This window comes from Jeotgalibacillus proteolyticus (assembly GCF_050107735.1).
GTDB classification, from domain to species: Bacteria; Bacillota; Bacilli; order Bacillales; family Jeotgalibacillaceae; genus Jeotgalibacillus; species Jeotgalibacillus proteolyticus_A.
In genome coordinates this window covers 532,254-555,575 of sequence record NZ_JBNILO010000001.1, presented here as the reverse complement: position 1 = coordinate 555,575, position 23,322 = coordinate 532,254, and the positions used below count along the sequence as shown (strand labels likewise).

The 23,322-nt window shown below is 42.6% G+C and carries 23 protein-coding genes; 4 read left to right on the top strand and 19 right to left on the bottom strand.

Annotated features, from left to right (window positions below; translation table 11 throughout):
- Positions 1-3 precede the first annotated feature (3 nt).
- The 4 genes from ACQCT8_RS02840 to ACQCT8_RS02825 all read right to left on the bottom strand — a co-directional run bounded on the left by ACQCT8_RS02840 (position 4) and on the right by ACQCT8_RS02825 (position 3,351).
- On the bottom strand, positions 4-717 hold the full coding sequence (locus ACQCT8_RS02840) for a DsbA family oxidoreductase (protein WP_426868257.1): 714 nt from the start codon (positions 715-717) through the stop codon (positions 4-6).
- A 5-nt stretch (positions 718-722) separates the two neighbouring features.
- The gene (locus ACQCT8_RS02835) at positions 723-857 is read right to left on the bottom strand and encodes a hypothetical protein (RefSeq protein ID WP_426868255.1); all 135 of its coding nucleotides are present in this window, start codon (positions 855-857) and stop codon (positions 723-725) included.
- A gap of 60 nt (positions 858-917) precedes the next feature.
- Positions 918-2,612, bottom strand: a complete 1,695-nt coding sequence (gene ilvD, locus ACQCT8_RS02830; protein WP_426868253.1) for a dihydroxy-acid dehydratase — start codon at positions 2,610-2,612, stop codon at positions 918-920.
- Positions 2,613-2,907: 295 nt separating this feature from the next.
- On the bottom strand, positions 2,908-3,351 hold the full coding sequence (locus ACQCT8_RS02825; RefSeq protein WP_426868252.1) for a GyrI-like domain-containing protein: 444 nt from the start codon (positions 3,349-3,351) through the stop codon (positions 2,908-2,910).
- 471 nt (positions 3,352-3,822) lie between these two features.
- Here ACQCT8_RS02825 and ACQCT8_RS02820 point away from each other — a divergent pair, with 471 nt between their 5' ends.
- Entirely contained in the window at positions 3,823-5,676 is a 1,854-nt protein-coding gene (locus ACQCT8_RS02820; RefSeq protein WP_426868250.1) for a polysaccharide biosynthesis protein, read from the top strand.
- 97 nt (positions 5,677-5,773) lie between these two features.
- Here the strand turns inward: ACQCT8_RS02820 and ACQCT8_RS02815 are convergent, their stop codons facing one another.
- From ACQCT8_RS02815 to ACQCT8_RS02775, 9 genes are all read right to left on the bottom strand, one after another.
- Entirely contained in the window at positions 5,774-6,793 is a 1,020-nt protein-coding gene (locus ACQCT8_RS02815) for a hypothetical protein (protein WP_426868248.1), read from the bottom strand.
- 79 nt (positions 6,794-6,872) lie between these two features.
- Positions 6,873-8,027 carry a DegT/DnrJ/EryC1/StrS family aminotransferase gene (locus ACQCT8_RS02810; protein WP_426868246.1) on the bottom strand — a complete coding sequence of 385 codons (1,155 nt, stop codon included), beginning with the start codon at positions 8,025-8,027 and terminating at the stop codon, positions 6,873-6,875.
- Between the two features lie 12 nt (positions 8,028-8,039).
- The gene (locus ACQCT8_RS02805) at positions 8,040-8,978 is read right to left on the bottom strand and encodes a glycosyltransferase (protein ID WP_426868244.1); all 939 of its coding nucleotides are present in this window, start codon (positions 8,976-8,978) and stop codon (positions 8,040-8,042) included.
- 22 nt (positions 8,979-9,000) lie between these two features.
- Positions 9,001-9,660 carry an acetyltransferase gene (locus ACQCT8_RS02800; protein WP_426868242.1) on the bottom strand — a complete coding sequence of 220 codons (660 nt, stop codon included), beginning with the start codon at positions 9,658-9,660 and terminating at the stop codon, positions 9,001-9,003.
- Positions 9,661-9,693: 33 nt separating this feature from the next.
- Complete coding sequence (locus ACQCT8_RS02795) at positions 9,694-10,827, bottom strand: glycosyltransferase family 4 protein (RefSeq protein WP_426868240.1); 1,134 nt, start codon at positions 10,825-10,827, stop codon at positions 9,694-9,696.
- Positions 10,824-12,116 (bottom strand): hypothetical protein, encoded by a 1,293-nt coding sequence (locus ACQCT8_RS02790; protein ID WP_426868238.1) that lies wholly within the window; start codon positions 12,114-12,116, stop codon positions 10,824-10,826. The genes ACQCT8_RS02795 and ACQCT8_RS02790 overlap by 4 nt, the downstream gene beginning before the upstream one ends.
- 61 nt (positions 12,117-12,177) lie before the next feature.
- On the bottom strand, positions 12,178-13,647 hold the full coding sequence (locus tag ACQCT8_RS02785) for a polysaccharide biosynthesis C-terminal domain-containing protein (RefSeq protein ID WP_426868236.1): 1,470 nt from the start codon (positions 13,645-13,647) through the stop codon (positions 12,178-12,180).
- Positions 13,648-13,713: 66 nt separating this feature from the next.
- Positions 13,714-14,328: a YveK family protein gene (locus ACQCT8_RS02780; RefSeq protein WP_426868234.1), complete on the bottom strand. Its 615-nt coding sequence runs from the start codon at positions 14,326-14,328 to the stop codon at positions 13,714-13,716.
- A 67-nt stretch (positions 14,329-14,395) separates the two neighbouring features.
- A complete protein-coding gene (locus ACQCT8_RS02775) occupies positions 14,396-15,004 on the bottom strand; it encodes a sugar transferase (RefSeq protein WP_426868233.1) in 609 nt (202 codons plus the stop codon).
- Between the two features lie 839 nt (positions 15,005-15,843).
- Here ACQCT8_RS02775 and ACQCT8_RS02770 point away from each other — a divergent pair.
- A complete protein-coding gene (locus ACQCT8_RS02770; protein ID WP_426868230.1) occupies positions 15,844-16,245 on the top strand; it encodes a secondary thiamine-phosphate synthase enzyme YjbQ in 402 nt (133 codons plus the stop codon).
- Between the two features lie 42 nt (positions 16,246-16,287).
- Here the strand turns inward: ACQCT8_RS02770 and ACQCT8_RS02765 are convergent, their stop codons facing one another.
- Both ACQCT8_RS02765 and ACQCT8_RS02760 read right to left on the bottom strand, forming a co-directional pair.
- On the bottom strand, positions 16,288-16,656 hold the full coding sequence (locus ACQCT8_RS02765) for a PilZ domain-containing protein (RefSeq protein WP_426868228.1): 369 nt from the start codon (positions 16,654-16,656) through the stop codon (positions 16,288-16,290).
- Positions 16,657-16,757: 101 nt separating this feature from the next.
- A complete protein-coding gene (locus tag ACQCT8_RS02760; protein ID WP_426868227.1) occupies positions 16,758-17,120 on the bottom strand; it encodes a winged helix-turn-helix transcriptional regulator in 363 nt (120 codons plus the stop codon).
- 159 nt (positions 17,121-17,279) lie between these two features.
- On the opposite strand from ACQCT8_RS02760, the gene hxlA reads away from it, so the two are divergent.
- The gene (gene hxlA, locus ACQCT8_RS02755) at positions 17,280-17,912 is read left to right on the top strand and encodes a 3-hexulose-6-phosphate synthase (RefSeq protein ID WP_426868225.1); all 633 of its coding nucleotides are present in this window, start codon (positions 17,280-17,282) and stop codon (positions 17,910-17,912) included.
- A gap of 6 nt (positions 17,913-17,918) precedes the next feature.
- Positions 17,919-18,476 (top strand): 6-phospho-3-hexuloisomerase, encoded by a 558-nt coding sequence (hxlB, locus tag ACQCT8_RS02750; protein WP_426868223.1) that lies wholly within the window; start codon positions 17,919-17,921, stop codon positions 18,474-18,476.
- 67 nt (positions 18,477-18,543) lie between these two features.
- On the opposite strand, the gene ACQCT8_RS02745 is transcribed toward hxlB, so the two are convergent.
- The 4 genes from ACQCT8_RS02745 to ACQCT8_RS02730 all read right to left on the bottom strand — a co-directional run bounded on the left by ACQCT8_RS02745 (position 18,544) and on the right by ACQCT8_RS02730 (position 23,173).
- Positions 18,544-19,305, bottom strand: a complete 762-nt coding sequence (locus ACQCT8_RS02745; RefSeq protein WP_426868221.1) for an arylamine N-acetyltransferase family protein — start codon at positions 19,303-19,305, stop codon at positions 18,544-18,546.
- A gap of 802 nt (positions 19,306-20,107) precedes the next feature.
- Entirely contained in the window at positions 20,108-21,178 is a 1,071-nt protein-coding gene (gene rlmN / locus ACQCT8_RS02740) for a 23S rRNA (adenine(2503)-C(2))-methyltransferase RlmN (RefSeq protein ID WP_426868218.1), read from the bottom strand.
- A 320-nt stretch (positions 21,179-21,498) separates the two neighbouring features.
- On the bottom strand, positions 21,499-22,125 hold the full coding sequence (locus tag ACQCT8_RS02735; RefSeq protein WP_426868216.1) for a class I SAM-dependent methyltransferase: 627 nt from the start codon (positions 22,123-22,125) through the stop codon (positions 21,499-21,501).
- A 187-nt stretch (positions 22,126-22,312) separates the two neighbouring features.
- Positions 22,313-23,173: an alpha/beta fold hydrolase gene (locus ACQCT8_RS02730; RefSeq protein WP_426868312.1), complete on the bottom strand. Its 861-nt coding sequence runs from the start codon at positions 23,171-23,173 to the stop codon at positions 22,313-22,315.
- Positions 23,174-23,322: the final 149 nt, after the last annotated feature.

The following is a 23,322-nucleotide window of genomic DNA, read 5'->3' as shown; positions in this document are numbered from 1 at the left end:
TTTTTAGATACTGCAAGAATCATCTTTGCATGCCTGATCCTCTGATCCTTCTTTACTGGTCATGTGAATGAAACCAGATCCCTGCTGTTCCTCCCAAACCTTATTTAACACTTCCTCAAACGCTTCTACTGGCTGTGCACCAGAAACAGCCCACTTTTCTTCAAAAACAAAGAATGGTACGCCTGTGACGCCAATCCGGGAAGCTTTGTTTATATCTTGTTCCACTTCTGATGTGTAAGCATCAGATGTCAGTATTTCAAGGGCTTCTTCTTTATTCAAACCAGCTTCTTCTGCAAGAAGTGCAAGTGTTTCATGCTCTCCAATATGCTTTGATTCAATAAAGTACGCCTGGAGTAAACGCTCTGTTAGTTCTTCCATTTTCCCCTGCGAGGCAGCCCAGTGAGTCAGCCTGTGAGCGTCCCGTGTGTTCGTGCGCTTCATTTTATCGAAATCATATGCAAGTCCGACTTCCTTCGCTTGCTGTGTGACTCCTCTGGTCATTTCTCTCGCCTGTTCAAGACTTGTGCCGTATTTGCCTGCAAGCGTTTCAATCATATCCTGCTCAGCATGCAATGGGGCATTGGGATCTAGCTCAAAGCTTTTATATACAATTTGCACCTGATCTTTATGCGCAAAATTCTCCAGCGCCTTTTCAAACTTTCTTTTTCCTATATAACAAAACGGACAAACATAATCCGACCAAATCTGTACATTCATGATCATCACTCCTGGCTGATAAATTTCTTTTCTTTCCTTTTATCAAACCATAAGGACAGAAAAGAATCGAGAAACTTGCTCAGCGCCGTCCCTGCGTCTGCCTGAAGCGAAGTGAACCGGTCAAGGAGCCAGAGACACATGTTGTCTCTGGCTCCTTTATCAACCCATATTATTAGTACCGTTCTTGTTTCATAAACGTGTTATTCTTCATCCAAATCTGTTACCGCTCCCTTTGAAGAAGAAGAAACGAGCTTCGTGTATTTTGAAAGCATGCCTTTGCGGAATTTTGGAGCAGGCTTGACCCAGGCTTTCGCACGCTCTTCCAACTCACTTTCGGATAAGTTGAAATTGATTTCCTGTGTATCACTGTCGATTGTAATCGTGTCGCCTTCCTTCAGGAGTCCAATTGGCCCTCCCACATGTGCCTCAGGAGAAACATGTCCAATGACAAAACCATGTGAACCGCCAGAGAAACGGCCATCTGTCATTAGCGCGACTTTACCGCCAAGCCCCCTGCCGACGATCATCGCTGTAATCGACAGCATCTCCGGCATCCCAGGTCCGCCTTTAGGACCCACATGACGGATTACGAGGACGTCCCCTTCTTTGATCTGGTTGTCTTCAATCGCTTTAGCAGCTTCATCCTCACTGTCATAAACACGGGTCGGTCCTTCAAAACGGCTGATTTTCTGTCCGGACATTTTTGCCACTGCTCCGTCCGGCGCCAGATTTCCTTTAAGCACAACAAGCGGTCCGGTCTTTTTAAACGGCTCGTTGAAAGGTTTGATAACCTGCTGTCCTTCTTTTAATGGTGCTACGCTTTCCAGGTTTTGGGCAATAGTTTTCCCCGTTACGGTCAGACAATCTCCATGTATGAGTCCCTGTTCGTGTAGAAGCTTCATGACTGCAGGCACCCCGCCTACTTCAAACAAATCCTGCATGACATATTTGCCGCTCGGCTTTAAATCGGCTAAATGCGGGACATTTTGGCGGACTCTTTCAAAATCATCAAGCGTCAAATCCACGTCTGCAGAATGAGCCATGGCCAGCAAATGCAATATAGCATTGGTTGAGCCGCCAAGAGCCATGACTACTGTGATAGCATTTTCAAACGCTTTTTTCGTCATAATATCGCGAGGGTAAATATCATTTTCAAGTAAAGATACGACTAGCTCGCCTGCTTGACGACATTCAGATTCCTTGTATTTATTAATAGCAGGTGTGGAAGAAGATCCTGGAATACTCATGCCAAGTGCTTCAACTGCCGCAGCCATTGTATTGGCGGTATACATTCCGCCGCAGGCACCTGCTCCCGGACATGCATGGCATTCAACTTTGTAGAGTTGTTCGTCGTCGATGATGCCTTCCTGATATTGACCCACTGCTTCAAAGGATGAGACGATGTCAATATCTTTGCCGTCCAGTTTTCCCGGCTGTATCGTTCCTCCATATACATACACAGAAGGGATATTCATACGTGCAATCGCCATTACGCAGGCGGGTGTAGTTTTGTCGCAGCCCCCAATTGCCACTATGCCGTCAAGGCGTTCCGCATTGGTGACTGTTTCAATGGAGTCTGCAATAACTTCACGGCTTGGCAGGGAGTAAAACATTCCTTCATGGCCCATTGAAATACCATCTGACACGGTAATTGTATTAAAGATCATCGGGGCTCCGCCGCCATCTTTCGCTCCTGCTTTTGCCTGTTTTGCTAGTTCATCGATATGTATATTACAAGGGGTTACCTCACTCCATGTGCTGGCAATTCCGATCATGGGCTTCTTAAAATCTTCATCTGTAAAGCCGACTGCCCTCAGCATGGAGCGGTTTGGCACCCGATTCACACCTTCACTGATTACTTTGCTCCGGATTCGCATATCTTTCTTTTTGTCCATTGTCTCCACCCTTTCCCTGCATCTATAGTTTCCAGACGATTTAACCAAATCGAAACTGTGTATGTCATATCATACTAACTTGCGACACCAATCGCAATAAGATTTCAGAATATAGTAATATTTCTATTTATTAAAGCGTTTTCATTTTTTTATTTAATGATTTCTTATAAAAACGGGTTCGTTTGTGTTATAGGTGTGTGATTTCCGTGGGTGAATGAATTAACTATGAAATCAGGAAAAAAACCTGGAACGAATATGTCGCAGTTTCTAAGATCGGCTCACTGCTCTTCTGTTTTTATGCTTGAATGGGCAAGTAGATTTGTACTTCTTCTTCTACTTCATTAGGGTGATAGGTCTCGACAATATAAGAATCGAGATCTCTTTCATACCCTCGTTCTTCTGACCAATTCAATACCTTCAAATGGAGTTCTCTCAAATTAGACATGTTCCCTCTTATCGTGATGTAATTATTATTTGTTTCAATATATTCCATCCCAGTTGGTACTTTATTTACTTTTTTATTTACAATTAATCCTACATAATAGTGACCTCTGCTATGGTTTTCACCCTTTTTAGGTTCAAATAGTGCAATTTCAGTTTCTGTAGCATTTAGGATTTCGTTTGAGCGACTTAATAGCTGTTTTGCAAGCAAAGGCACCTCATTACCAAAGGTAACAAACTCTCCACTACCTTTTAAGCCCACAAGTTTAAATTCTTTGCTAACCTTCTTAATCGACATATTACCTTCTCCTATCTGCATGAATAATTTCGAAATATTACTATTTAACTAGTTCAACAAAAAACCCTTACTTCCTGTAAAAATGGAAAGTTTAATTGACGCGAATAGGCGTAGTACGAGATGTTTTCATACTAGAACGTCTCCTTCCTACGTGAAAGAGAGGCCGTTTGATCTTTTACAAATTTATTTCTCAATGCGTTTTTTCTTAGTCTATGTCTTACGATATTAATTGGAAGTGTTTTCAGATGCTCGCCTTAAAGCTTGTCCCCAGCCTTTCCATGTGAAAAACAGCAGCCTCTTGAAAAATGGAGTAAACCCTTATCCCACATGCCCTTTTTGCTCTTTGCCCATCACCATTTTCCGGTTTTTATCATATAAAGAGAGTAGCTTACTAGATTTTTCTCTGGGCAGTTGAACCAGAGAAAAAAGTCGGGCAGGCTGCGAATTAAAAATAAAAATGGAGGAGTTAAGTTGAAAAGAAATAAACGGATTTTATTTTCCAGTTTGACAGATATCTTCATTATTTTTGCTTCTGTTGCTGGAAGCTGTTACCTGCTGCTTGGCCCTTATTTTAGTGATTTCCTGCTTGAAGCTGTTTATCTGACATTGCTCTACTCCCTCACCTTCATCGGAGCATTTTTATACTTTAATGTGTACAAAAATTTCTGGCGGTATGTGAGTCATTATGAGTTTTATCTCATTTCGAAAACGGCGATTTTGTCGATTTTAGTTTGCTGGAGTGCACAGATTTTACTTGAAAAGATCAACGGATATGCGATTCCCTTTGCTTTATTTTTGCTTAGCTGGGTTTTTATTGTTTGCGGAGTATCGTTTATCAGGATTCTCACAAAAATACGCTACAGTCTTAAAGAGACCGGAAATGAAAATGGACGTCGAACGCTGATTATTGGCGCCGGTAATGCAGGGCGGCTTGTGCTGAATGAATTACGAAAATCCCATAACTCCCCTCTTTACCCTGTAGCCTTCATTGATGATGCACTCGATAAGCTCGATGCAGAAATAAGCGGCATTCCAATCGTTGGGTCCCGTCATGACATTCATAAAGTGATTAAGGAGTACGCCATTGAAACGGTTATTATTGCGATTCCTTCCGCCTCTGGCTCCGAGATTTCGTCAATCGTTACGATTTGCAAGGACCACAGGATTGATGTGAAAATTCTCCCGAGAATTAACGATATTATTAATGGACGGATTGCGACAACCATCCGGGAAGTAAAAGTGGAGGATTTGCTGGGGAGAGCGCCCATTAAGCTCGATCTTGATTTAATCGCAAGCTACTTAACCGATAAAGTGGTTCTCGTCAGCGGGGCAGGCGGGTCAATCGGCAGCGAATTGTGCAGGCAGATTGCTCAATTCAGTCCATCCAACCTCCTTCTTCTTGGACATGGTGAAAACAGTATTTACTTGATTGAAAGAGAACTCAGAAGCCGTTTTCCTCAGCTGCAAATTGAGCCGATTATTGGTGATGTACAGGACCGGAAACGGATTCAGCGTGTTTTCCGCGACTTCCATCCACAGGTTATTTTCCATGCTGCTGCCCACAAACATGTTCCTCTCATGGAGTACAATCCGACCGAAGCCATTAAAAATAATGTATTTGGCACACGTATAATGGCTGAGTGTGCTCATGAAAGCGGCGCCGAGAAATTTGTTCTTGTCTCTACAGATAAAGCGGTTAACCCGACGAGCGTGATGGGCGTTACCAAACGAATTGCTGAGCTGTATATCCAGCACATCAACTCTTTCAGTTCCACCCGATTTGCCGCTGTGCGCTTTGGAAATGTTCTAGGAAGCAGAGGAAGCGTGATTCCTTTATTTAAACAGCAAATTCTTGAAGGCGGCCCCATTACGGTAACCCACCCTGATATGACACGATATTTTATGACGATTCCTGAAGCGGTTCAGCTGGTGATCCAGGCAGGCGGCCTGTCAACAGGTGGGGAGACATTCGTACTTGATATGGGAGAGCCTGTAAAAATCAGCGACCTCGCAAGAAATTTAATCACCCTATCCGGTCTGACGCCGGGTAAAGACATTGAAATAAAGTACTCTGGCATGCGGCCTGGCGAAAAGCTTTACGAAGAGCTGCTTTCTGCTGAGGAAGGCAATCGGTCCTCAAAGCATGAGCTGATTTTTATTGCGCAGCCTGTGGACATTGAAACCTGCAATATGCCGGAGAAAATCCAAAGGCTGAAAGAACTGATTAAAAATAATGAAAAGGAAGAACAAACAGAAGATCTTAAAAAGTGTTTAAAAGAAATTGTGCCGTCCTATTTGCTATCAGCCGATGAAAACGGACAATAATTTTCTTCTGTCAAGTCTCCCGATTCATGCACAGAAAAAACCTCCAGAAAATGATTCAGGAATCGATCATCGAATTCATGAATCTCTCTGAAGGTTTTTATCGTTTTTTTTGATGAAGCGATTTCAGGAAAGCAGTAAGCTGTGCCTGGTCTTTAGCTGTATAATCCTGCTCATCCTTCAAGCCGCCCACTCCATTTGCAATCCCCACAATTTGGGTAGGCTGCTGGATGCGGTCCACCACGATATCCCCATCATTGCCGATGATTCCCCCCGCTACAACTCTAATGCCGTTTTCCCATTTTTCTTCTCCTTGAATATTCGTATAAAAATCACGTATATACTGAATTAAATATAAAAGCGTATGAGGAAAAGCCGCTCTGACATCCAGCCGGTAACAGGTAATTTCCTTCCTGCTCGCTTCTACAATAAATTGGGGGGTAAAGTTATTAATTCCTCCATCCAGTGCCAGGCTCTTTCTTTTCATCATAGCAGACATTTCAGAAGGAATGACATGAGAGGATGAGGTAAACGAAATCAGACAATCAAGCTCCAGAGGGTCCATCGTGCCTGTCTTTAGATGGTGAATCGTGTTCTTTGAGAATTTAGGCAGAAGATAATTCAGCACCTTTACAATTTCTTTTGTTTTTTCATCGTTTCTGGAGCTTAAATAAATGCTGCAGCCCCGTTCAGCTAATCGCAGTGCCAGCTTGGAACCAAGATTGCCTGCTCCATAAATAAGCATTTTTTTGTTTTCGAGTTCATCTTTAAAGGAATGGCGGAGAAACAAATCGGCAGCTTCAAGAGTCGTATCATTTGGTTTATAAGCGATAATTCGGGCTTTTTTTACTACGGTTCTGGCAATTTGCAGCAAGTCAATTTCCTTTTTTGACTCGATATCGATAAACAAATAAGCGACATGAGGATCTACTAATGAAAATAATTCCCTGGCGGCGTCAGGTGAAACAACCAGGAAATTGATCGCTTCGTATCCAAGTGCCGTTCTTCTTGGGAGAACAGCAAATGACAGTGAATCTCTGGCAGTGGTGCCGACGGTTGCAATCCGCTGCTCAAAAGGACACGTAAAGCTGTTTATCTCGCTTACTATTCGATTTTCCACATAATCACCTATCCTTCCCTGAAGTGGAGGGAATGCATGTGTGTAAATGTTGGCTGTACAGGAAGGGCATTGTGCATTTTCATCGCTGCACAAAAAATGGGAGCAGAGCATCAATGACTCTATTTTGCTGAGCTGCGGTCAAATTTGAGCCAGACGGGAGACAAAGTCCACAAGCAAACAGCTCATCACATACACTGGTTTGTTCGTCGTGAGGATAATAATCGCAGTGAGCATATAACGGCTGCCTGTGCATGGGCTTCCACAATCTTCGTGTTTCAATGTTCTGCACGTCAAGGGCGTCTATAATTTTCTCAGGAGGAGCGGTAATGACAGATGGGTCAAGTGTCAAGGCGGTCAGCCAGCGGGTTGACCGGCCATGCTGTGTTTCGGGCATAAATTGAATTCCTCTTAAGCCGCTGAATGCTTCCTGATAGCGGTTAAAAATTCTTCTGCGAGCTTCCACCCGATCGTCAAGCACCATAAGCTGCCCGCGGCCAATTCCGGCGAGGACATTGCTCAAGCGGTAGTTATACCCTGTTTCGCTGTGCTGATAATGCTTTGCAGGGTCTTTTGCCTGGGTGGACCAAAAACGGATTTTTTGCAGCGCATCGGTATCGTCTGAAACGATCATTCCGCCATTTGAAGTGGTGATGATTTTATTTCCGTTAAATGAAAAAATGCCAAATTCACCAAATGTTCCACTGGCCTTGCCCTTATAGGTAGCGCCAAGTGATTCAGCCGCATCCTCTACGATCGGCACTTGATACGGCTCACAGATTTTTTTCAACTCTTCATAATTTGCACTCTGTCCGTATAAATTTACTGCAATAATTGCTTTAGGCAGCTCTCCATTTTTCTCCGCTTCCTCAAAAGCTCGTTTCAGCGCCTTAGGACTCATATTCCAGCTCTCCGGTTCTGAATCAATAAATACCGGTTTTGCGCCCTGGTAGAGAATAGGATTTGCACTTGCTACGAATGTAAAGGAAGAACAGAAAACAACATCTCCAGGACCAATTCCGAGAGCTCTAAGCGCTAAATGAATGGCTGCTGTTCCGGAAGTGACCGCAACAGCCCCTTTTGTCCCTGAGTAAGCCGCCACTTCTTCTTCAAACTTGGTCAGATGCGGCCCTACAGGAGCAATCCAGTTTGTATCGAAGGCGTCATTGATAAACAATTGCTCTGCTGAACCCATATGTGGTGAAGATAGAAAAATCCTTTCCGGTTTAGCGCCCATCCCGTCTTCACATCACTTTCCTGAAAGGTTTTTATGCTGGCTGAAAAGATCATTTAATCTTTGTTCAAGGCCCGATTTTTTGATGACATTGGACCAGGATAAGGATTCCAAAAATTCTTTTTGTATGGATTGAGGAGGGGGGCTGATGAGCTTTTTTTCCAAATCCCGCAAGGAGGCATCCACCGTAATAAAGGATAAATTGTGTTTTTCTTTAAAGTGGTTGACCCACTTATACTCCGTTGAGATAATCCTCAGATTCATGGCTAAATACTCCAGCAGCTTTGTGGAAGTTTGAAGGTTATAGGGGTACTTATCCGGCATATAATTAATGCCGTAAACAGCTTGAGAGGCGTATTTTGGCACGTCCTTGTATGGGATGCTGCCTGTAAAAATTATATGATCATCTGACTTAAATTCTTCATAGATCTCATCCGGCACAGTTCCAATCATTAACAGGGAGTGTTTTTCCTTCAGCTGTTTAAAATGCCGGAGAAAACGATCAATGCCCCTGGCTTTTGTAATCGCTCCAATATAAACACAATCATATTGCTTCACCCGGTCCTGGTAACGAAAAAAAAGATCATCTACTCCCATGTCCCGCTGAAGAGATACGACCCCATCTTTAAACTGCATTCCATTTTGAACGAAATCATTTAAAAAAATCCGGAGGTCCGGCTTTTGATTGAGGCTACGTTTAATCATATTTTTCCCCTTTGGAAATATGCCTGTAGATAACGATGCGTATTCATGAATAAGCGGCATTCCGTCGGGTGCTGAGCGATCGATGCCTGGAAAAGTCCATAGGGCATCAAAGTCAGAAAAAGAAAAAGAGCCGATTTTGGCAGAGTCAAAAAATTTGAAATCGCTCTTTTTTTCATCAAAATATCGAATGGTGGCATCAATTTGAGGCAAATAGGCTTTAGCAGAGTTCATCATGAGGACTTTTTTCATTTTGCTCCCTCCATTTGCCGGGTTATAAATACGTTTCTTCCTGAAGACGCGGCCTGATCCACTTTGCCGGCGCTCCATAGACGACACTCAAATCCCCAAAATCTTTTGTTACCGTAGCACCTGCCCCCACCACGGTATGATCTCCAATCGTTCGTCCATGGAGGATCCGGGCACCAAGTGAAATCGCAGAATTGTCCCCTATCACAACGTTTCCGCCTAAATGCGCGCCGGGTCCAATGCTTGAATAATCCCCAATCACACAATCATGGGCAACAGACCCAAGTGTGTTCACAATACAATGCTCTCCAATACTTACATCACTATTGATAATCGCACCCGCCATAATGGCGGTGCCGGCACCGATATGACACCTTGGACTTACATAAGCAGTTGGGTGAATAATCGTGACAAAAGGAAAGTTTGGATTTGATTTTTTAATTTCATCCGCTACTCTTTTCCGTGACCAGTTATCCCCGATACCAATGATTCCGCCAAAGACAGGTTCTTTTATTGTTTTTATGGAAGCTGTGTCGCCTAGCACAGGATAGCCTTGAAAATGTGATGGCCGGACAGGATGATCATCAATCAACCCTAAAATTCGAAACTGAGGCATGTGCTCAATAATGTCCACAATTACCTTGGAATGTCCTCCGCAGCCGATGATAATTAAGTTCTTCCCCACTCCATCCCGCCCCTTCAAAGACTTTTTACCTGATTACTCATGCTGATTCCAGAGCTTTTTGTAGATGGTATCCATTTTCTTAAGAATAATAGGCAATGAATACTGCTCTTCAATAACCTTTCTGCCAACTATCCCAAATTGCTTTGCCTTTTGCTCGTTTTCAAGCAGTTCCCTGCATTTTTGTGCAATTTGACCAGGTGATTTTACATCGACTAAATATCCGGTTTTGCCATTTTGGACTAAATCCCGGTTGCCGCGAATATTGGTTGCAATGACCGGCATTTCCATTGCCATCATTTCCATAATAGAACGCGGAAGCCCTTCTCTCAGTGAGACAAGCAGCCCGATATAGGCAATATTTAAGACAGAGGGAATATCTTCAACAAATCCAATGCAGCGAATATGCTTTTCAAGCCTTCTGTTCCAAATCTCCTGTTGGATCTCCTTTTGCAGGTGTCCTTTTCCAATTAACAAAATAACAAAGTCACTCATTTCTTTTTGCAGCAGTGACGCCGCTTCAACAACATCTATTTGTCTTTTGTTTTCATTCAGCTCTGCGATATGCACGATCACTTTCGTTCCAGGAAAGAGACCCATACTTTTTCTTACATGCCTGGGATTTTTTAAATTTGCCCGATGCCGGCTAAAGTGCTCAGTATCCACGCCTACCCCTTCAACGTAATGAAGGGAGAGGGACGGGAAAAGTGCCTGAGCCTCTTTTAAATCATCCTTGTTTGTCACAACCAGTTCCGTTGTTTTAATCGCTGCTATTTTTTCCATTCCTTTAAAGAAGCTGTTTTTCCACCAGGATTCCTGTTCATTAAAATGAAATCCATGGGCTGTATAAAGTGTTTTTTGTTTAGGGGAGGCGGCCATTCGGCTTAAAAAAGAGGCGATGGGTGTATGAAGGTGAAGAACAGAATAACCCTTGCATACGCGCCTCATTTTAAAAAACGCTTTTACGTTGCCAAAATGAAAAAGAGAGCGGCTAAAAGGAACATGGTGAACTTTGACGCCGAGACGGGTTAGAAAATCTACGGAAGTCCCTTCTATGTTCGCAGCCACCCCGACCTCATAGCCCTGATCAAGAAAAGATTGAATATGAGGAATCAGAAACGCTTCAACGGTCCGGGCAATCGTTGTCACGAAAAGAATCTTTTTCTTCATAAAGGCCCGGCTCTCTTATTTTTCTTTCTGGTAGTAAAAAAGATCAGCGGCAGCAGCATGGCCATAGCAGCAAGCCGGTAGCGATAAATGGATCCGATATTCGGCAGGCTGAAGGAAACTGCTATGAAGATGGAAAACGCATAGAGAAAAATCATTTTGCCTGTATGATTTTTAAAAATATCTTTTCTGTTTTTCCACATGTAGTAATACAGGACATACCAGCAAAGCATTTCAAATGCCGACATTAAATAGATTGCCTGGCTAAAGGAAAACCACTGCCACGGGAATGGAGCAAATACAGAGAATGGAAGCTGAACAAGCCAGCGGATCTCAGGAGAAAACAGTGTAACAATGTGAATTCCTGAACCCCCGTCAAGTGCAATTTCATTAATGCGGTCTACCCCTTCATCAGAAGTGGAACTGCCAAAGGTCTGCACGATAATATCGCCAGCCGACGTGGCACTGAACACACCTACTGCTGCAATAATTAAAATACAGTTGCGCAAAAAGCTGCTATTCCCTCTGAAAAACTGAACAGCAAGGTATATTAGTACAGGAATCGAGATCGCCAACAAAAACTGAGGACGCATATACGAGATAATCACAACCCCGCTTAGTCCAATGACGAGATCCACTACCGAAATTTTAGCTTTTGTCAGGGACAGAACAAGAAAGCTTGAAAGAACCATACCAAATACCACAAAGGCATCCTTTAATAACGAGATGGACCAGAAAATTGCACTTGGAAACAAGCTCCACAGCAAAGCCGCTGCCACAGCTGCTTTTTTCCCTCCAACACGCATACCAAGTTCATACAAGAGCGGTACGATAATGATAGTTACTCCCAGGTTAATCAACTGAGGAATCATCATATCAATGCCAAACAAATTATATAAAAAAGCTACAAAAATGGTATAGGACAGGTTTCCTTGCAATGCTTCGTACCAGGAATGGGTCGCCAGCGCTTTTACAGCGTCTCCATGATAAGCAAGTGCATCAATATCGCCCGGAAAAAAGCCATCCAGGCCATTTTGATAGGAGTAGATTTTCAGCAGGACCAGCATCACAACGCGAACCGAAATAGCTAAAAGAATAATTTTCAGAACAAGCGGCGGATGTCCAAAAAGGGTGGAAAAGAAAACAGCAATTAAACCAGATAACACAACGATAAGAAAATAGATAGCTGCTGTCGTACCAATTACAGGAACGAGTGCGCCTGCTAGAAGCGCCAGGCCTGCCCAAAAAAACAGCCAGAGTGCTTTATCCGGTAACACAACTTTAAATGGCATTCGATCACCTACCAGTCTTTAGTGCACAGATTACAATTGACAAAAAGCGATGCGAAAAGAATTATTTTGCTTCAAATTTACTTACAACTCCGAATTTCTTTCTTATGATTTGAAAGCCCTTGTCTTTATAAGCCGACAGAAGCGGTATTTTATTGGAGGAAGCGAAAAGAAAAAGGAGATAGCAAAGCAAGTACAAGCTGATTTGTACGATAAAATGAATTTGAATGGCTTCAATGACTCCCATCAGGCTGACCATAATGACAAAAGGAAGTAAAATAATGCCAAAATGACGCATATACTCCACCCACTTCAGCCCCATGTCTCTGAAGCAGACAAACATTAATAAAAGCGGATACAGCATATACGATATTGCAGTACCGAGAGCCACACCGTTAATGTAATAGCCGAGCCGGATCATAATGAGATTAATAATCGCATTGATTAATACACCGCAGCATAGAACCTTCAAATAGCTCCATTCCTTGTGAACAACTGTTAGATAATGGGCATACAGCATTGCCCATATAAAAAAGAACATGCCCACAATCACAATTCTTGCAGCAGTCGTACCCGCCACATACTCAGGCATAAACATTTGTACAAACCAAGGGAAAACAAAAAATGCAATCCCCAGAAGAATCGGACTGATATAAGAAAGTAAAATGGTCGGTTCCAATATAATCGGCATCAGCGCCTTTTTTTTCCCGGTTGCCCCGTACCGATAATTGATTTTGGGATACATCACCTGATGAAAAACAGATGGCAGCACCATAATTCCCTGATAGATAAAAGCGATGATGCCATACATTCCCACAGAGACAGAATCGAAGAAAGCAAAAATCAGCAATCTGTCCATCGTGGTAAAAAGACTCAGCAAAATACCGATCAGCGTAATGCGAAAGCCGTAATTCAGCAATTTTTTAAACAGCCCGCGATGCCATTTCAGCGGGATCTTCGTCTTCATTTTCAGCCTGCTGTAAGTCAAGGCGGCAACACTGCCGATCAGCACGCCGAGAAAAAGTCCGTAAATCCCAATAAATATAGCGCAAATCCCCATCACAACATACTGAAGGGAGCCGATAATCAGCTGAATGACTGCCACTTTATTAAATTGCTGGACGGTTAAATAAAAGTGGTTGAAAAAAAGAACCAGATTTTGAAAGGGAACAAGAAGCAGCGCCATCACACCCATGATGGTCTCAAAAAAGGTCAATGGCAGAATCAAAAGGACAATAACCCCTAAAAAAGACATTCCTGAGGACATCAGAATCCACACAAGTGCGGTGCTTCTAATCTCATCTGCCTTTTTAAACCGGCCCTGTCCCAGCATTCTCGGAACATCCCTGCTAAAGCCCTCCAAAATTCCAAACTGCATATAGTAGCCATACACTAAAAACAGTGAATAAATCAGCCAGATCCCATATTCTTCAGGCCCCAGGATGTTCCGTATCCAGATACCGGTAATAAACGACACGGCAGCGGAAACGGCAGAAACAATAAAAAGGTTTGAAGGATTTTCTTTAAGTGGCATGCTCCTCACGATCTCCTTACTAAATCGGTGTAGTCACCTTGCTGTGGGAGGGCAGCATAAACCGTTTTATTTTTGTTCTTTTAACCGATGAATAGCAAATGTCAGCCACATCGAGAAAATTAAAGCCAGTACCAGCGTAATTCCCATAATCAGCATCGGTTGAGGGAAAATAGGATCCTGATTAACTGTTCCTTTATTCAGCACCTTGGAATTTTTTTCATCCAGGCTCATAATATGCTGCACCTTTTGATCAAAAGAAGTAGCGATTGCGTTGGCAATAAGAGCTGCTTCTGTAGCATTGGAATATTCCACACGCAGTTCAATCACTTGAGAATCCTGTGTATTGGAAACTGTTACATCTTTTTCATCAAATGAAATGGTGTGTCCATCTTTTTGCAGACGATTTTGTGCATCCTTTAAAATATACGGACTGATCATAATATCCTGATAGGTTGAGATCAGCTTAAGGGAATCATCAATGTGACTCGTCAGAATTGGACTCTCCGTCGTCTGCTTGCCTGCTACAACGATATCCACTTTTGATTCATAAGTCGGCTCAATCACCTGATAGGAAATATAACCGCTCGCTGCAACTGCTCCGATTGTAAAAATAATCACGATCCATAACCTCTTTAAAACAATAGAAAAAAAGCCTGAAAAACTTAATTTTTGCTCATTCATCTTTTTGCTCTTCCTTTCTTTCAAAAAAATGCAATTCATCCGCCATTCTCAAAGCGCGCTTATTCTTCTAGTCACTTCTTTCCTCTGTCGCAGTCCCCTCAAATCGCTTCATCGTCGCTGAATCCGGATGACTGACTCCTTTTGGCCGGACCACTCTCATCACTGTCATCCAAAAAATCTTTGCATCCAGCCAAAGAGTGCAATTCTCTACATACCAGACATCCAATTCAAACTTCTGCTCCCACGAAATTGCATTCCTTCCATTTACCTGCGCCCACCCCGTCACTCCAGGTTTAATCTTCAGCCTTTTCGCCTGTTCACGGGTATATAAAGGCACGTATTCCATCAGCAGCGGACGCGGTCCAATAAAGCTCATTTCTCCCTTCCACACATTCACCAGCTGAGGAAGCTCATCCAGCGAATACTTCCTTAAATAAAGGCCAAAGGGTGTCAGTCTCTCTTCATCTGATAGAAGTTCTCCTGAAGCAGAAAGAGCATCCGTCATCGTGCGGAATTTATAAATGTTGAAAGGATTGCCATGAAGCCCGGACCTGACCTGCTTAAACAAAACGGGCGAACCAATACGCAAAAAAACAACAAAACCAACAACAGCAGCCAGCGGAAACAGCAATACGATGAGAATGCTCGACAATAAAAAATCAATTAGCCTTTTCATCCCTGACACCTCTCTGCATTACTATATGGTTTCGGGCTTAAATCAGTTACACTAAAAAAGAACAAATCCACCCATAAAAAAGTGTTCCACTTCTATAAAAACAAAGCTTCACACATAGGCAGAATAACTAAAAAAGCAGACCCGAAATGATACCGGGTCAGCCATAAGATTCATCGAGCACCTGAACAGTTGCCACCTCACTGTCCATGTACTAAAATAGATAAAAAGTTTCAACAACATCTTAAAATCAAAAAGGATGTAGACTAATGTAACAAATCCAGACTAAGGGCAGCTCCGCTTTAGGAGCACCAGGGCAGGATGAGCAGCGAAGAATTCGAGTGTTTACTAAGACTCATTAAGTACAAAGAAGACTTTCTAACTGAAAAAATAACTAAACAAGACAGTCCGCAGACTAACTGAAACAGCTATTTTTTCGAGACGCAAATCGCGACACAGAGCGGAGTTGTCTAAAATGGCAATGAGCATCTGTGGCAGAGCGAGCAACGAAGAATGCGAGCGCTTGCCAAGACTAACCAAGTACAAAGATTACATTCCAACTGATAACATGACTAAACCAGACAGTCCGCAGACCAGCTGAAAGTGTTTGTCATTCGAGGCGCGAACCCTGACACAGAGCGGAGTTGCCTATAAGGGCAATGAGCAGCTGGGGCAGGGTGAGCAACGAAGAATGCGAGCGCTTGCCAGCGGTCTGCAGTCATTCGAGGCGCGAACCCCAGGACAGAGCGGAGCTGCCTCTTCCGGCAATGAGCATCTGGACTGGGGTGAGCAACGAAGAATGCGAGCGCTTGCCAGCGGTCTGCTTAGAAAGGAAGATAAATATGATAAAAAAATTTACCCTAACCACCAACTCAAGAGACGAAATGATTGAAATCACTTCTGATGTACAAAACTGGATTGCAAGCCAGGACATTCAAAATGGAATTGCCGTCGTCACTTCGCTCCATACAACAGCTGGAATTACAGTAAATGAGAATGCGGATCCGGATGTAAAAAAAGACTTTCTTATGCGACTTGATGAAGTGTATCCGTGGGAGCATCCAAAAGACAGGCATGCAGAAGGCAACACAGCCTCTCATTTAAAAACGAGTACGGTCGGCCACGCCCAGACACTGGTGATCGAGGATGGAAAGCTTATCCTCGGTACCTGGCAAGGAATTTACTTTTGTGAATTTGACGGTCCGAGAAGCAACCGCTCTTACGTAGTGAAGCTCATAGGATAAAAAAACCACCGGCGGCGCAATTTGCGCTTCCGGTGGTCCTTTTTAGTTTTTTACATTTTTCACATATAATTTAAGCTGTTTCACAATTTCCTGCTGCATATCCTCATTAATAAGAAAAGACACGCCATACATGAACCCATCGCTCCATACCTTTTTCCAGACAATTTTGCCCTTAAAATGATAGCTTTCTTCATTTAATTGAAAGTGCATGACAATTTTGACGGGGTTGGTTTCTTTAAAGGGGATATTCAGTTCCGAATACGCTTTGGTGCCGCTCGGACTTATGTCCAACAGCTGAATTCCTCCTTCTGTTGTTTCAACCGCTTTCCCGTTCACTTCATAAATGGAAAAACGGGCATGCAGCGGTTCCTTGAATGCGAAGCGAAATGCTTCATTGCGGTTATACCTCATATCGCTCCCCCTTTTGATGCAATCTATTGAAGTCTAACTAAATTATAACAATTTCCACACAAAAAAACGAACCCCTATCTGCAGAGATTCGTTTTCATATTCTAAACTGATTTTGGCTGATCTTTTTCCTTCTCCACCACATTAACCATATAGTCTTTGCCCCATGTGTACATGGCATCTAGTATTGGCATTAAGCTCTCGCCATTTGCGGTTAAGGAATATTCAACCTTAGGGGGCACGACGGGATAAACTTCGCGATGCACAATTTGATCTTCTTCAAGTTCCCGAAGCTGATTCACAAGCATCCGCTGGGTAATGCCGGGCATGAGTGATTTTAGTTCGCCAAATCGCTTTGTTCCCTCTTTGCCTAAATGCCATAAAATCAGCATCTTCCATTTGCCGCCGATCACTGACAGCGTTAATTCCTTTTCACAATGAAATATTTTATCCTGCATTCTAGTCATTTAATCGCCTCCAAAGCCTGTTATTACTCATAGTATACTTTTTAACACTATGTAAGAAAAAAGTGCGTACTTACATAAATTGATTATAACATGTATACTTTCATCTATGTTCATTTTTTAATGAATGATTTTATAAAACACATGAGGAGTGACGCAGAGATGGAATTACAATTAGCACTTGATTTAGTAAACATTCCAGAAGCAATTGAATTGGTTAAGGAAGTTGAAGAGCATATCGATGTAGTTGAAATCGGTACTCCTGTTGTGATAAATGAAGGACTTACAGCAGTTAAGCAAATGAAAGAAGCTTATCCAAATCTAAAAGTACTTGCAGACCTTAAGATCATGGATGCGGCAGGCTATGAAGTAGGACAGGCCGCTAAAGCCGGCGCAGACATTGTGACCATTCTTGGAGCAGCTGAAGATGCATCTATTAAAGGTGCAGTGGAAGAAGCGAAAAAACAAGGTAAAAAAATTCTCGTTGATATGATGGCGGTTAAAGATCTTGCTGCACGTGCAAAAGAAGTAGATGCTTTAGGCGTAGACTACATTTGTGTTCATACAGGCTATGACCTTCAGGCAGAAGGCAAAAATTCGTTTGAAGATCTGCAGACAATTAAAGATGTAGTTAAAAATGCGAAAACTGCAATTGCAGGCGGCATTAAATTAGAAACACTTCCAGAAGTCATCAAAGTACAGCCTGATCTTGTCATTGTCGGTGGAGGAATTACCGGACAAGAGGATAAAAAAGCAGCAGCCTCAGCTATGCAAAAGCTTATCAAACAAGCATAATCTAACATGCAGACTGTGCAATACGCAGCTAAAATCGTTGCGGAATTAGAAAAGTCTGCTGCGTTACTTTCCGATCAAGAGGCTGAGACGTTAGTAAACAGCATTCTAAAAGCCAAAAAGGTTTTTGTAGCAGGTGGCGGACGGTCTGGTTTTATGGCCAAATCCTTTGTGATGCGAATGATGCATATGGGAATAGACGCCTATGTTATCGGAGAAACCGTCACCCCTACTTTTGAGCAAGATGATCTGCTTATTATTGGTTCAGGCTCCGGCGAAACAAAAGGGCTGGTGTCGATTGCTGAGAAAGCCAGGAGTATTGGCGGAACGATTGCAGCTGTCACCATTAACCCGGAATCTAGCATTGGGAAACTTTCCACTTTTACAGTCAAGCTTCCCGGTGCGCCAAAGGATCAGTCCCAAAGCGACTTTCATACGATCCAGCCGATGGGCTCTCTTTTTGAACAAACCTTATTGGTGTTCTATGATGCATTGATCTTACGGTTCATGGAGAAAAATGGACTTGATCATGATAAAATGTATGGAAAACACGCCAACCTCGAATAAAAAAAGCTGTTCAGCAAGTCCATGTAACGATGGACTGCTGGCAGCTTTTTTTTTTGCTATTCTTTAATTAAACAATCCCAAAATGCAACTTTGCCAAACGAGTAAAATTTTCTTCTCTAATTTCTTCTTTTTTATTTTCTCCATTCGCCCACTGAGTAAACGTCTTATTCGTCAATGTTTTATTTCCTTCTTTCGTCAGCTGTGTAATCAGGAGCTGTTTATTAAATGGCGATAGCTCTTCGTCGATCAGCTGATCTCTTAATTCATTCCATGATGAAATATCCACAGGCTCAGGAGTGAATGCATACCCTGTTCTCCAGTCATCATCTTTATGCCTTACGACCATTTCCAAAATAAAATCATCTTCTCTCGATCGAATCCGGAATCTTCCATTAGAAGTCTCAACGCTCTCACCGGTGAACGGAACGGGAGCAAGCGGCAGATTCCCGCCAAATCCTGTGTCAATTAAATAATCCCGATTCTCATAGGTCAGCTTTATCGCTGCATGCGTCTTGCCAATGGCACTCCATGTCATGGTGTCGGCATTAAAAACCCGCCCTTTCATCATACTGACCTGAAACCCGTTTTCTGCTAAAAATAAGAATAGGACAGTGTTTAATTCATAGCATAATCCTCCCTGTTTGAGCGTGAGAAGCTTTTGAACGATAAATTCTTCTGTCAGATCATTTCTTTCCTTTTTCATAATCGCCCTATTTTCGAAGGGGATGCTATACGCTGTTTTTTCAAGTATAGAATGTAAATGAGCAAAATCCAGCGGTTGATCCATCGGAAATCCTATGCGCTTGCGGAACAATTCGTTGATTTTCATGGGCTTCCTCCTTTAAAAGTGAATATCTTTAGCAGGAACCGGTTCATTTCCGTTACGGACGGATGCTTATCCAGCGGGCGGGAGGTAAGCCCCTTCCATACTGCCGCATTTCACGGTCTCATCCTTCACGCTTGCCCCAATAGGAGTCACCGCCCTTCACTTCAATGAACCTATTCTTTTAAACTTTAAGTCAACAGAGTAAATGAACAGACGGTTAGGTAATACAATTTTCATTCTTACTTCTACATTTTTAAAAAAGGGGACCGGTTCATTTCCGTTCCGGGCGGATGCTTATCCAGCGGGCGGGAGGTGAGCCCCTTCCATGCTGGCGCATTTCACGGTCTCACCCTTCCCGCTTGCTCCCACAGGAGTCACCGCCCTTCACTTCAATGAACCTATTCTTTTAAACTTTAAGTCAACAGAGTAAATGAACAGATGGTCAGGTAATACAATTTTCATTCTTACTTCTACATTTTTAAAAAAGGGGACCGGTTCATTTCCGTTCCGGAGGGATGCTTATCCAGCGGGCGGGAGGTGAGCCCCTTCCATGCTGGCGGATTTCATAGTCTCACCCTTCCTGCTTGCTCCCACTGGAGTCACCGCCCTTCACTTCAATGAACCTATTCTTTCAAATTTTGGTTGGATTATATACTCTTATTATAACTTAGCATAATTTTCAGGAGAGAACCGCTTCTAGCTATCCCTTTAGCTTCCTAAATAAATGAACATCCTAAGCATTAAAAAAGAAAGAATGTTTTCATGAGTAAAATCATGAAAACATTCTTCGTAAGGGTGAAACTAATTAATTTGTAACTTTGTCTTTTTTAATTTGCTTGCTTCGAAGCTGACCGCATGCCGCGTCGATGTCAGAGCCCTGTTCAACACGCACGCCGCAGTTGATGCCGCGTTTTAGGAGCGTTTCGTAAAATTCAACGATCGCTTTTTTTGTGCTTCGTTCATATTGATTGTGTTCATCAACCGGGTTGTACGGAATCAGGTTGACATAGGAAAGATGGCGCTTGTTGCTGAGAAGATTGGCAAGCTGCACCGCTTCTTCTTTATGGTCATTGACATCTTTCAGCAAAATGTATTCAAACGTAATTCTGCGGTTTGTTTTTTCTAAATAGTAATCAATGGCCGGCATTAGCTTTTCAAGCGGGTACGCACGGTTAATTTTCATAATCTGCGTACGCAGTTCATTGTTTGGAGCATGAAGAGAAACAGCCAGGTTGATCTGAATATCCTCATCTGCAAAATCATAAATCTTATCCGCGAGACCGCTTGTTGATACTGTAATGTGACGCGCACCAATTGAAAGGCCTTTTTGATCATTTACTACGCGGAAAAAGTCCATCATATTTGGATAGTTGTCGAATGGTTCTCCTATTCCCATTACAACGATGTGGCTTACGCGCTCATCCTTGCCCATGCTGTCCAAATGGTGCTGAACATTCATGATCTGCTCCACAATTTCTCCACCAGATAAATCACGGTTCTTCTTCAGCAGTCCGCTGGCACAGAACGTACAGCCGATATTACAGCCCACCTGTGTGGTCACACAGACTGACAGACCATAGTTAAACCGCATCAGCACCGTTTCGATCAGGTTGCCGTCTTCAAGTTTAAATAAGAATTTAATCGTACCGTCTTCTGATTTCTGAACGACTTCTTCTTTCAGGGACTGAATATAGAAATGCTCATCAAGCAGTGCCACACAGTCTGAATTTAAATTCTTCATTTGAGAAAAGTCTGCTACACGTTTTTTATACAGCCAATCCCAAATTTGAGCTGCACGGAACTTTTTTTGCCCCTGTTCCACCAGCCATAATGTCAATTGCTCTAATGTTAATCCATAAATGGATGTTTTAGTCATAGTAAAACCCTCTTTTCAAAATTCACCTTTAAAGGTAAATCCTTTTATTTCAGTGACTTGTCCAGTTTTAGTTCGTTGTTTAACGTTACGATCTCAATTTGCATCACCCGTTATTTTAACATACATAACGATGAATTTAAAGTGCTAAGTTCTCTTCTTTAATTAATATACAAAAAGAGGCTGGGACACATACATGTCCCAACCCCTTCTAACCGATTCATTGCATTTAGGTGGACGCTTTTCGCTCCGTTCACCTAATACTTACAATAGTAAAAATGACTTGATTGAAGCATTTTTCCTCGTTCAATCTCAACGTTTTTCTAAGCAGTTATAACAAATATCCCGCCACAATGGGAGACCGCATGATACCCACATTGTGCATATGGGTTCAGTGCCTCACATATTTCATCGGCCGCGAAATAAAATTCGTCATGGTCCCAGTAAGCAAGATTTTCTTTCTTACAGTGCTCTAATTGCTCCCGATTATTAAATGAAATATCTCCAATTAAGATTTTCCCTGTTTTTGAAAGCACCGGAAGCAAACCTTGAATGAACTCGACTTTATCCTGATCCGTTAAATGATGAAGGGCATAGGTGCTGATTATCCAATCGTACTGTTTTTCTTTTACTGATTCAGGGAGCCCTTTGGAGAAATCCCACTCCATTAAGTTCGCTTCCGGCATTTTCATTTGAGCAAGCCGGATCATCTCGGATGAAAAGTCGATCCCGTCAATCAAGTGGCCATGCTCATAAAGCTTCCCTGTTAGCACTCCCGTACCGAACCCAATATCAAGAACAGTTGATTGTGGATTTTTCATCACTTCATTAAAAATCATATTCAAGATCTTTTTGTAGCCTGCAAATGGGTACACATTGTTTTCTTCGCTAATCTGAACTGTCGTATCGTACTCATTTGCCCAGAGATTAAAACCTTTTTGATTTAACATCTATACATGCTCCTCCTGAATAGAACGTTCGCATTCCGGTAGAAGCGGATTATGCTCTGCCGTTCTATTTCTTTTTCTCTTTTCCTCTTATATCCTTTATGTGTTTTGTGTTTTTCATGTAATCTCCGCCTTTCTTGAATACATTGATTTTACCATAATTTTCTGATCACTCAGTAAAAAACTTATTTTAGTTCTTAAGAAAGGTGCGTATATGGTCGTTTACCAATTCAGGCTGTTCAATATGCACCCAATGAGTAGCATCTACTAGCACGGTTCCCACATTTGTGCATTGCTTCTCGTTTTCCTCTGCAATGGCAAGAGAAAGGAAGGAATCGTGAATTCCCCAAATGATTTTGACAGGAACTGTGATGACAGCAGGGTCTTCCTGTTTCTGTTTTGCTTTCAGTGCACGATACCAGTTAATCATCGCAGTTAGAGAACCCTGCCTCGACCATGCTTCTTTATATAATTCCAGGTCTTCTTCAGTAAATGCATATGGACGGCTTGTCGAGAGAAGTGCCTTTTTCAGCCGCTTAAATTGATTTTTTTGCAGCAGCCATTCAGGCAATTTTGGTATTTGAAAAAAGAACACATATAAACTTTTTAAAAACTGCACAGGTTTTCTTTTCATCGTATCCTTCAACACAGCTGGATGGGGACTGTTTAAGATCACTAATTTTTCAACCCATTCAGATCGCGTCGCTGCAAGGTGCCACGCCACAACGCCTCCCCAGTCGTGACCGATGATGACTGCTTTGTCCCGGCCGAAGCTTTGGATTAACCCTACTACATCATCTCTAAGTGCATCCACCGTATACGCCTGTTCACCAATCGGCTTATCACTTTTATTATAGCCGCGCTGATCAGGAACAATGACACGATATCCCTGCTCAACAAGGCTGTCAATCTGCTCCCTCCAGCTGTACCAGAACTCAGGAAATCCGTGAAGCAAAATCGCCAGAGGACCGTCCTGTTTTCCGGTAGTTCCAACATGCAGTGTGATTCCGTTTGTTTGTATGTAGCTGAATTCCATTACAATTCCCCCTATTTTAAAATTGGCTATTCTACTGTTTTCTCTTCTATTTAAAAGTCAAACCAAAAAAGCCTGAGACAAAATGTGTCTCAAGCTCTTTGACCGGTTCACTTCGCTTCAGGTGGACGCTTTCAGCAGGGACGGCGCTGAGCCTCCTCCAGGCT

What these genes read in the sequence shown, in the direction of transcription:
- hxlB (WP_426868223.1), top strand. Translation starts at nt 17,919, where the DNA reads ATGCAGACTGTGCAATACGCAGCTAAAATCGTTGCGGAATTAGAAAAG.
- ACQCT8_RS02765 (WP_426868228.1), bottom strand. Translation starts at nt 16,656, where the DNA reads ATGAGGTATAACCGCAATGAAGCATTTCGCTTCGCATTCAAGGAACCG.
- rlmN (WP_426868218.1), bottom strand. Translation starts at nt 21,178, where the DNA reads ATGACTAAAACATCCATTTATGGATTAACATTAGAGCAATTGACATTA.
- ACQCT8_RS02775 (WP_426868233.1), bottom strand. Translation starts at nt 15,004, where the DNA reads ATGAAAAGGCTAATTGATTTTTTATTGTCGAGCATTCTCATCGTATTG.
- hxlA (WP_426868225.1), top strand. Translation starts at nt 17,280, where the DNA reads ATGGAATTACAATTAGCACTTGATTTAGTAAACATTCCAGAAGCAATT.
- ACQCT8_RS02780 (WP_426868234.1), bottom strand. Translation starts at nt 14,328, where the DNA reads ATGAATGAGCAAAAATTAAGTTTTTCAGGCTTTTTTTCTATTGTTTTA.
- ACQCT8_RS02840 (WP_426868257.1), bottom strand. Translation starts at nt 717, where the DNA reads ATGAATGTACAGATTTGGTCGGATTATGTTTGTCCGTTTTGTTATATA.
- ACQCT8_RS02835 (WP_426868255.1), bottom strand. Translation starts at nt 857, where the DNA reads ATGTGTCTCTGGCTCCTTGACCGGTTCACTTCGCTTCAGGCAGACGCA.
- ACQCT8_RS02805 (WP_426868244.1), bottom strand. Translation starts at nt 8,978, where the DNA reads ATGAAAAAAGTCCTCATGATGAACTCTGCTAAAGCCTATTTGCCTCAA.
- ACQCT8_RS02735 (WP_426868216.1), bottom strand. Translation starts at nt 22,125, where the DNA reads ATGTTAAATCAAAAAGGTTTTAATCTCTGGGCAAATGAGTACGATACG.
- ilvD (WP_426868253.1), bottom strand. Translation starts at nt 2,612, where the DNA reads ATGGACAAAAAGAAAGATATGCGAATCCGGAGCAAAGTAATCAGTGAA.
- ACQCT8_RS02745 (WP_426868221.1), bottom strand. Translation starts at nt 19,305, where the DNA reads ATGAAAATCAACGAATTGTTCCGCAAGCGCATAGGATTTCCGATGGAT.
- ACQCT8_RS02790 (WP_426868238.1), bottom strand. Translation starts at nt 12,116, where the DNA reads ATGCCATTTAAAGTTGTGTTACCGGATAAAGCACTCTGGCTGTTTTTT.
- ACQCT8_RS02825 (WP_426868252.1), bottom strand. Translation starts at nt 3,351, where the DNA reads ATGTCGATTAAGAAGGTTAGCAAAGAATTTAAACTTGTGGGCTTAAAA.
- ACQCT8_RS02770 (WP_426868230.1), top strand. Translation starts at nt 15,844, where the DNA reads ATGATAAAAAAATTTACCCTAACCACCAACTCAAGAGACGAAATGATT.
- ACQCT8_RS02785 (WP_426868236.1), bottom strand. Translation starts at nt 13,647, where the DNA reads ATGCCACTTAAAGAAAATCCTTCAAACCTTTTTATTGTTTCTGCCGTT.
- ACQCT8_RS02795 (WP_426868240.1), bottom strand. Translation starts at nt 10,827, where the DNA reads ATGAAGAAAAAGATTCTTTTCGTGACAACGATTGCCCGGACCGTTGAA.
- ACQCT8_RS02760 (WP_426868227.1), bottom strand. Translation starts at nt 17,120, where the DNA reads ATGACTAGAATGCAGGATAAAATATTTCATTGTGAAAAGGAATTAACG.
- ACQCT8_RS02810 (WP_426868246.1), bottom strand. Translation starts at nt 8,027, where the DNA reads ATGGGCGCTAAACCGGAAAGGATTTTTCTATCTTCACCACATATGGGT.